Here is a 7,202-nt window from a genome sequence, read left to right as displayed (position 1 = left end):
AAACATTCGGCAGATTGCGCGACTCTGTGGAGCGGATGAGGCTCTCGGCCTGCGCATAACGCGCCTGGATGCTTTTGAGGCTCGGAGCGTGCTCGAGGGCATCCGTCATAATGGTATTAAGCTGGGGATCGCCATACCCTCTCCACCACTCTTCCCAAAGGCTCGCCTGATCGAATGAAGCGATCTCTTTTTCGAGATCGGTGTTGATTTGCATGAGGGAAAGAGGAACAGCCGTATCGGTTTTGGGAACGCACCCGCCGAGGAGCACGAGGGCGGCAACAAGCCCTAATAAAGGTATGGGGTTCATGATCTTGGGCTTTGAAGATTCTCGTAAATGGTTTGCAGAACGAGGGAAAGTTCCTCTTTCTGGGTCTTGCTGATGCCGCAGAAGGCTCTTTCGATCATCGCGTCGCCCAGTGCGACCAGAGGTTCGTAGAGTTCGCGCCCCTTGGCCGTGATCCGTACGAGATAGGCACGGCGGTCGTTCTCTTTTGGCTCGCGAACAATCAGCCCTTTGAGTTCAAGCTTGTCGAGCATCAGCGTCATATTCGACTGTTCGAAATAGGTGTCCTGCGCCAGCTCTTTCTGGGTCAGACCGTCTTTTTCGCACAGCCGGATCAGAATAACCCGCTGGGCGTAGGTCAGACCGTAGGGCTTAAGCTCTTTTTCGAGTTCGTTTTTGAGAATATTGCGTGTTTTGGCAATCAAAAACGCGACCGAATTGTCCGATTCGAAACTCATTGCATCCCTCCTTCGTAAAAATTGGCGGAAGTGTAGAGCGATACGCCTTAAATACTTATTATAATAACTATTATATTAATAATATTATTTTTGCCGGTCGATTTTGTCGAAACGGCACAGGAAAAGGGCGCTGAATGGGAAGAAAAAAGGTTAAAGAAGCGTTATGGGGAGATAAAATTCCAGATCGAACTCGCCGGAAGGGTCGAGAAAATGGTTTTTATGGTAGATCGCGTACGGAGGGAGTGTCTTGGCTTCGAACCCGCTCTCGGGAAGCCATATCTGGTAAACGTAGCGCATGAAATGAAGCACATCCCCGTATTTGCCCTGTATGCGAAACACCGCGCACAACGACGCGGGGATTTCGAAATAGGCCACCGCACCGTGGGGGTGTTCCCTTTTGGGTACCTCTATCGCTGCGATGTAAGCACATTCCTCCAGTGGGGTGATCGTCGGGTTGTCATGGTGAAACGCGATCTGACGGGCGCTCTCGGGGAGGCCGTTTTCAATGCTCCACCCCCTCAACCGATTCCAGCTATTTTTGATCGAAACATTGTAGCCGCGATGACGTATGTAAGCGGCATAGATGGGGGGAGCCTTCACAATACGGGGGATTGTCCCGGAAAAATCGCGTTTGGAGCCGCTGTAGGGGGAGCCGGCGAGGATTTTTTGGGAATATGACAGATAAGCGCCGCTTTTCCACACCTTCGGCGTCGTATGAAAACGCTCACGAAACGCCTTGATGAAGGAGGTCTGGGAACTGTAGCCGCACATCCGGGCAATCTCGGAGACGGTCGCGTACTTGTTGGTGAGCAGAAGGCTGGCCGCCTTTTGGAGCCGGATCGATTTGATCGTTTCGTAGAGGTTTTCCCCCGTCTCTTCTTTGAAGATCCGCTGCAGGTGGTGGACGCTCAGGCTCTCGCGGCGCGCCAGCTCGGCGGCGTTGAGATCGGTATCGATGTGCAGATAGATGTAGGAGAGGACGGCATTGACGATATCCGAATGAAGATGTTTCGTTTCCCGCTTCATTTTATTTTATACACCCCTACCGGCAAAGCCGCTCGGGGTGGCAGGGACAAATGTCCCTACATCCCCCTAAAGCTTTCCGCATTATGCGGAAGATAGTAACAATATTAGCACATTTGAATAAAAATAATGATTATTTTGGATAACTTTTTTGATCCTTTGGATAAAGAATAAAAAAATAGATTCCTCTACAATAGCGGAAAAAAAAAGGATCGTCCATGAAACGCTCGTTCATCCGGGAAATTCTCGAAGTTATCGGAAGCGATACGGTGTCGTTTGCCGGGGGACTCCCCGATGAAAGCCTCTTTCCTCTCGAAGCGATGCAGAAGGCGGCGGCTGATGTGTTCGCTTCCCCCGCATCGTTGCAGTATTCGCTCAGCGCGGGTATCCTGCCGCTTCGCGAAAAACTGGCGTCGTATTACACCGCTATGGGGTTGGAGACCAAACCTGAAGAGATTCTAATCACGACGGGTGCTCAGCAGGCGCTCGATCTGATCAGCCGCGCCTATTTCCGATTCGGCACGGTCGTCGAGGCGCCCGCCTACCTCGGAGCGCTCAATGCCTTCAGCGCCAACGGGTGTTCGCTCAATCCCGTAACGCTGGAGGAACAGGGACTCGACATTGGCGCTTTTGAACGCCGTTTTGCCATCACGAAACGGGCTTACGTCATGTGCGATTTCCAGAATCCGACGGGGATCAGCTATTCGGAGGCGCAGCGCGAGGAGCTTGCCCGGATCGCCATCCGGCACGACGGAATCATCGTCGAGGACGGCGCGTATATGGAGCTGTTTTTTGAAGAGCGCCTCGCTCCGATGGCGCTCTACGCACCGCATCACACCCTCCATGTCGGATCGTTCTCGAAAACGCTGGCTCCGGGATTGCGCTTGGGATGGATCCGGGGGGATGCCGCGCTCCTTGCGCCGATCCTCGCGCTTAAAGAACGTTCCGATCTGCACACCTCGACGCTGTCGCAGCTGCTGGCCGAACGTTTCTGGGAAAGCGGATTGTTCGGCAAACACCTGCGTACGGTCCGCTCAACCTACAAAGCAAAATGCGACGCATTAGCCGAAGAACTCACCTCACAGCTGAGCGATTTTCGCTTCACGAAGCCCAAAGGGGGGATGTTCATCTACGGCCGCTTCCCTGAGTGGGTCGATGCAAAGGAGCTGGCGATGGAGTGCCTGAGCAACGGGGCCGTGTTCGTTCCGGGAGGGGAATTTTATCCCGGCTCTCCGCTTTGCTCCGAAGCCCGCTTCAATTTCACCGGGACAACCCCCGAGCAGATGCGTCGGGGAATCGCGATCATCGCCCGAACCTACGAAGCCTACAAGCAGCGTTCTGCCGAGGCAGAGGCAAGCTTTAGTGCCATAGCGGCCAGCGCAGCCGAAGGGGCGAGCTCCTTCGGCGTTCACAACAAAAGGAGCGTTTATGCATGAGATCAAATTCCCGTTTCTGGAGCATATCGGCGGCAAACTGATCCGCTACGAACAAGGGAGCGCCGAGGTGGAACTTCAAACGATGCCCTATCATCTGCAACATCTGGGATTCATCCACGGCGGGGTCATCTCGACACTCATGGACAACACAGGGTGGTACGCCGCCGTCTCCAACCTCCCTGAGGGCTTCACCTCGGTGACGATGGAAATCAAGATCAACTACCTCAAACCCGCCTCGGGGAGCCATCTGCGCGCGCTGGCAAAGGTGATCCGTCAGGGGAAAAAGACGTCGTTCGTCACGATCGAGCTCCACGACGGGGAAAACCTCGTCGCGTTTGCTACGGGGACGTATGCGGTGTTGGAAGAAAAAAAAGGCTAATGCGGTTTTGAAAGCAGCCGGTTCAGCCCGTCCGCAAACGCCCTCACCGTTTTTTCCCCGATGGCACTCGGCCCTCCGGTGATCTCCCCCGCATTTCGAAGTTCATCCATCAGATTGCGCATCGCCAGCAGATGCTTGATGTTGTTCTCATCGTAGATCGTGCCGCGCGGGTCAAGGGCTACCGCTCCTTTGGTCACGATCCGATCGGCCAAAGGAATGTCGGCGGTGATGACGAGGTCGCTGCATTCGCACAATTCGGCGATGCGGTGATCGGCTTCGTCCGGCCCCTGCGCCACTACCTCCATCGAGACGTGGTGTACATCGGGGATACCGATCCGTTTGTTAGCGATAAAAACGGTGGTGATCTGACGCTTCAATACGGCGCGAAGCAATATCTCTTTGAGTGCGTTGGGGAACGCATCGGCGTCGACGAGGATTTTCATATTGCTTTCTTTTGAACGCCAAAGGAATGCATCCCTTTGGCTACGCTGGCCGCTGTGGCACTGAAGCTTGCCTCTGCCGAGGCAGATTTTATGCTCATCTGCTTCGTCGGCTGTCGCCGTGGTGGGTGCGGTTTTCCCGCTTTTGGGGTTCCCGGCTTCCCCCTTCGCGTTTTTGTCCCTGCGGCTTGGAGCGAGGGGCGTTACCGCGCCCTCCTCCGCCGCCGCGTCCCTGTAGGATCGGCTCGGCTTTGATCGAGGGATCGGGTTCGAACCCTTCAATGATGTTCCGGTCGAGTTTGCGGTTGATCAGCTTCTCGATCCCCTTAAGATAGTCATATTCGTCCACACATACGAGCGATACCGCTTCTCCGGCATTTCCCGCCCGTCCGGTACGGCCGATGCGGTGGACGTAGTCTTCGGCGATATTTGGGAGTTCGAGATTAACAACATGAGGAAGCTGATCGATATCCAGACCCCGTGCGGCAATATCGGTCGCTACGAGGATCTTCACCGCACCCGATTTGAAATCGGCCAACGCCTTGGTGCGGGCACTCTGACTTTTGTTGCCGTGGATCGCTGCGGAGGTAATGCCGATTTTTTGGAGATACTCGGAGAGTTTGTTTGCCTGATGTTTGGTACGGGTAAAGACGAGCACCTGTTCCCATTTATTGTCGGCAATCAGTTTTCCGAGCAGCGCACTTTTGCGCTTGCAGTCGACGAGAATAACGCTTTGTTTGACCAGATCGCTCGACGTGTTGCGGCGCGCCACTTCGACGACGGCCGGGTTGCGGAGGATCGATTCGCACAGCTTTTTGATCTCGTCACTGTAGGTCGCCGAAAAAAGGAGGTTTTGTTTTTTGGCCGGCAAAATCGCGATGACGCGGCGAATATCCTTGATAAATCCCATGTCCAGCATCCGGTCGGCTTCGTCGAGGACGAACATCTCGACATGACGCAGGTCGACCGTCCCCTGAGAGACGTGATCGAGCAGACGTCCGGGAGTGGCGACGAGGATATCGACGCCGTTGCGCAACGTCGTAATCTGCGGCTGTATCCCGACGCCGCCGAAAATAACGGCGCTTTTGAACGGAAGGTATTTGCCGTACGTTTTGACGCTATCGCCTACCTGTGCGGCGAGTTCGCGCGTCGGGGTAAGGATCAGGACGCGAACGCGACGAGGCCCTTTGGCATTGTGCGCTCTGGAGAGGATTTCGAGCATCGGAAGGGTAAACCCCGCCGTTTTTCCGGTCCCCGTCTGGGCTCCGGCAAGCATATCGCGCCCTTCGAGAATCGGCGGAATCGCCTGAGCCTGTACGGGAGTCGGAGTTGTGTATCCCTCTTCGGCAACCGCTTTTAGAATCGGTGCGGAGAGGTTAAGATCGGTAAATAACATTGGGGTATGGTTTCCTTTGGTGGTTGAAGCGGATAAAAAAGTGCAGATTCGGCAGCTTACGGATTTTCCGTTTTAATGACAGTATTATAGCGAGATTCGCGCAAGTTACACCTTCCGCGAATTATAATAATTTTCAAATTCTCCCGCTTCCATCGGTTTGGCAAAATGGTATCCCTGCACCTCATCGCAGCCGTACCCTTCTATGACATTAAGCACCTCTTCGTCCTCAACTCCTTCGGCAATCGTTTTGAGGTTGAGACTTTTGGCCATTTGCACGATCGTGCTGACGATGACCGCATCCTCCTGATTGGTTAAAAGACCGCGAACGAACGATTGATCGATTTTGAGTTTGTCTACGGCAAAACGTTTGAGATACGCCAGAGACGAATACCCCGTGCCGAAATCATCGATCGAGAGCTGCACCCCAATATTTTTTAACCGGTTGACCGTTTCAAGCGTTTTTTCCGTATCGTGCATCATGATCGATTCGGTCAGTTCCAGCTCTAAAAAGCGGGGGTCGATACCTGAAACGTGCAGCGCTTCTTCAACGATATTGTCCAGATTTCCACGTTTGAACTGAATGCCTGATATATTGACTGCGACGCACAGTTCTATCCCCATACCCTGCCAACGGGCGGCTTGCGCACACGCTTCGCGGATCACCCATTCGCCGATGGGGACGATCAGCCCGTTGCTCTCGGCCATCGGAATAAACTGCATCGGAGGAATCATCCCCAGTTGAGGATGCTTCCAGCGAATTAATGCCTCAACGCCTACAATCCGTTTGTGCTCCAAATCGATCTGAGGCTGATAATGCAGCACCAATTGATTCTCGGCGAGTGCACGCTTCAGATCGCTTTGGATTTTAAATTGCCCTATCAACGCATGCTTCATTTGTTCGGTAAAAAAGCGATAGGTATTTTTCCCCGATTCTTTGGCTTTATACATCGCCGTATCCGATTTTTGCAGCAGTACGTCGAAGTCTCCTCCGTGTTCAGGGTATACGGCGACACCGATCGACATTGAAACCGATAGCACATGGTTCAACACGTGAATGGAGGCTTCGAATTCTTCAAGTATTTTGGTAATGGTTGTCAAGATATCATCGTTTTTTTCAATTCCCGATAGGATGACAAGGAATTCATCCCCCCCAAGCCGGCTAACCGTATCGGTAGCACGGATACACATCTTAAGTCTGAACGCAACCGTTTTGAGCATCGCATCGCCGATAGAATGTCCCAACGTGTCGTTGATCGTTTTAAACCCGTCCAGATCGATAAACAAAAGAGCCGTTTTCAACCCGCTACGCGCGGCGTAGGCAATCGAATGTTCCATCCTCTCTTTAGCCAGAGTACGGTTAGGCAACCCCGTCAGAGCATCGTGATGAGCCATGTAGGCGATTTTTTTTTCGGCGGCTTTTTGTTCGGTAATGTCCTGCACGGTTCCCAAAGTGCGGATAGGCCGATCAAGCGTGTCGTAGTAAGTTTTGCCCCGTTCATGGACGTATTTGATCCTTCCGTCGCTCATTTGGATACGATGAACCACGTCGTAAGGGGTTTTGTTATTGAGCGAATTATGAAATTCGGTATCGACGAATTCCCTATCATCGGGATGTATGACATTGATAAAATCGGCATACTTCGGCGGCTCGCCGTCAGATTCGATTTCAAAAATCCGATAGATTTCATCCGACCAGGAGAGCGCCATATCGGTAAAATCAAGTTCCCAACTTCCGACTTTGGCGATCCGCTGCGCTTCGCGCAGACGTTCTTCGTTTTGTTTACGTT

7 protein-coding genes and 1 pseudogene are annotated in these 7,202 nt (G+C 53.1%); 2 read left to right on the top strand and 6 right to left on the bottom strand.

Annotated elements, in window-relative coordinates:
• The 3 genes and pseudogenes from JU82_RS05970 to JU82_RS05960 all read right to left on the bottom strand — a co-directional run.
• Nucleotides 1-307 (bottom strand): annotated as a pseudogene (locus JU82_RS05970) (hypothetical protein); the annotation flags it as partial.
• Nucleotides 304-741, bottom strand: a complete 438-nt coding sequence (locus JU82_RS05965; RefSeq protein WP_037947971.1) for a MarR family transcriptional regulator — start codon at nt 739-741, stop codon at nt 304-306. The gene JU82_RS05965 and the pseudogene JU82_RS05970, both read right to left, overlap by 4 nt.
• 150 nt (nt 742-891) lie before the next feature.
• Nucleotides 892-1,767 (bottom strand): GyrI-like domain-containing protein, encoded by an 876-nt coding sequence (locus tag JU82_RS05960; RefSeq protein WP_037947967.1) that lies wholly within the window; start codon nt 1,765-1,767, stop codon nt 892-894.
• 215 nt (nt 1,768-1,982) lie between these two features.
• Here JU82_RS05960 and JU82_RS05955 point away from each other — a divergent pair, with 215 nt between their 5' ends.
• Both JU82_RS05955 and JU82_RS05950 read left to right on the top strand, forming a co-directional pair.
• The gene (locus JU82_RS05955; protein WP_294892317.1) at nt 1,983-3,200 is read left to right on the top strand and encodes a PLP-dependent aminotransferase family protein; all 1,218 of its coding nucleotides are present in this window, start codon (nt 1,983-1,985) and stop codon (nt 3,198-3,200) included.
• Nucleotides 3,193-3,579 (top strand): PaaI family thioesterase, encoded by a 387-nt coding sequence (locus JU82_RS05950; protein WP_037947964.1) that lies wholly within the window; start codon nt 3,193-3,195, stop codon nt 3,577-3,579. The genes JU82_RS05955 and JU82_RS05950 overlap by 8 nt, the downstream gene beginning before the upstream one ends.
• Here the strand turns inward: JU82_RS05950 and JU82_RS05945 are convergent.
• The 3 genes from JU82_RS05945 to JU82_RS05935 all read right to left on the bottom strand — a co-directional run.
• Nucleotides 3,576-4,022, bottom strand: coding sequence for a YaiI/YqxD family protein (locus JU82_RS05945; RefSeq protein WP_037947961.1), 447 nt, complete (start codon nt 4,020-4,022; stop codon nt 3,576-3,578). The genes JU82_RS05950 and JU82_RS05945 overlap by 4 nt on opposite strands.
• Before the next feature lie 94 nt (nt 4,023-4,116).
• Nucleotides 4,117-5,415 (bottom strand): DEAD/DEAH box helicase, encoded by a 1,299-nt coding sequence (locus tag JU82_RS05940; RefSeq protein ID WP_037947958.1) that lies wholly within the window; start codon nt 5,413-5,415, stop codon nt 4,117-4,119.
• 105 nt (nt 5,416-5,520) lie between these two features.
• On the bottom strand, nt 5,521-7,202 hold a 1,682-nt coding region (locus tag JU82_RS05935; RefSeq protein WP_037947956.1), incomplete at its 5' end, for a bifunctional diguanylate cyclase/phosphodiesterase.

The sequence above is a fragment of the Sulfuricurvum sp. MLSB genome (assembly GCF_000747095.1).
Lineage (GTDB): Bacteria > Campylobacterota > Campylobacteria > Campylobacterales > Sulfurimonadaceae > Sulfuricurvum.
The sequence above is the reverse complement of the archived record's forward strand: the minus strand, read 5'-3'. Positions and strand labels throughout refer to the sequence as shown.

Excerpts from the sequence above, each read along its gene's own strand:
- JU82_RS05965 (WP_037947971.1), bottom strand. The coding sequence starts at position 741 with ATGAGTTTCGAATCGGACAATTCGGTCGCGTTTTTGATTGCCAAAACA.
- JU82_RS05960 (WP_037947967.1), bottom strand. The coding sequence starts at position 1,767 with ATGAAGCGGGAAACGAAACATCTTCATTCGGATATCGTCAATGCCGTC.
- JU82_RS05955 (WP_294892317.1), top strand. The coding sequence starts at position 1,983 with ATGAAACGCTCGTTCATCCGGGAAATTCTCGAAGTTATCGGAAGCGAT.
- JU82_RS05950 (WP_037947964.1), top strand. The coding sequence starts at position 3,193 with ATGCATGAGATCAAATTCCCGTTTCTGGAGCATATCGGCGGCAAACTG.
- JU82_RS05945 (WP_037947961.1), bottom strand. The coding sequence starts at position 4,022 with ATGAAAATCCTCGTCGACGCCGATGCGTTCCCCAACGCACTCAAAGAG.
- JU82_RS05940 (WP_037947958.1), bottom strand. The coding sequence starts at position 5,415 with ATGTTATTTACCGATCTTAACCTCTCCGCACCGATTCTAAAAGCGGTT.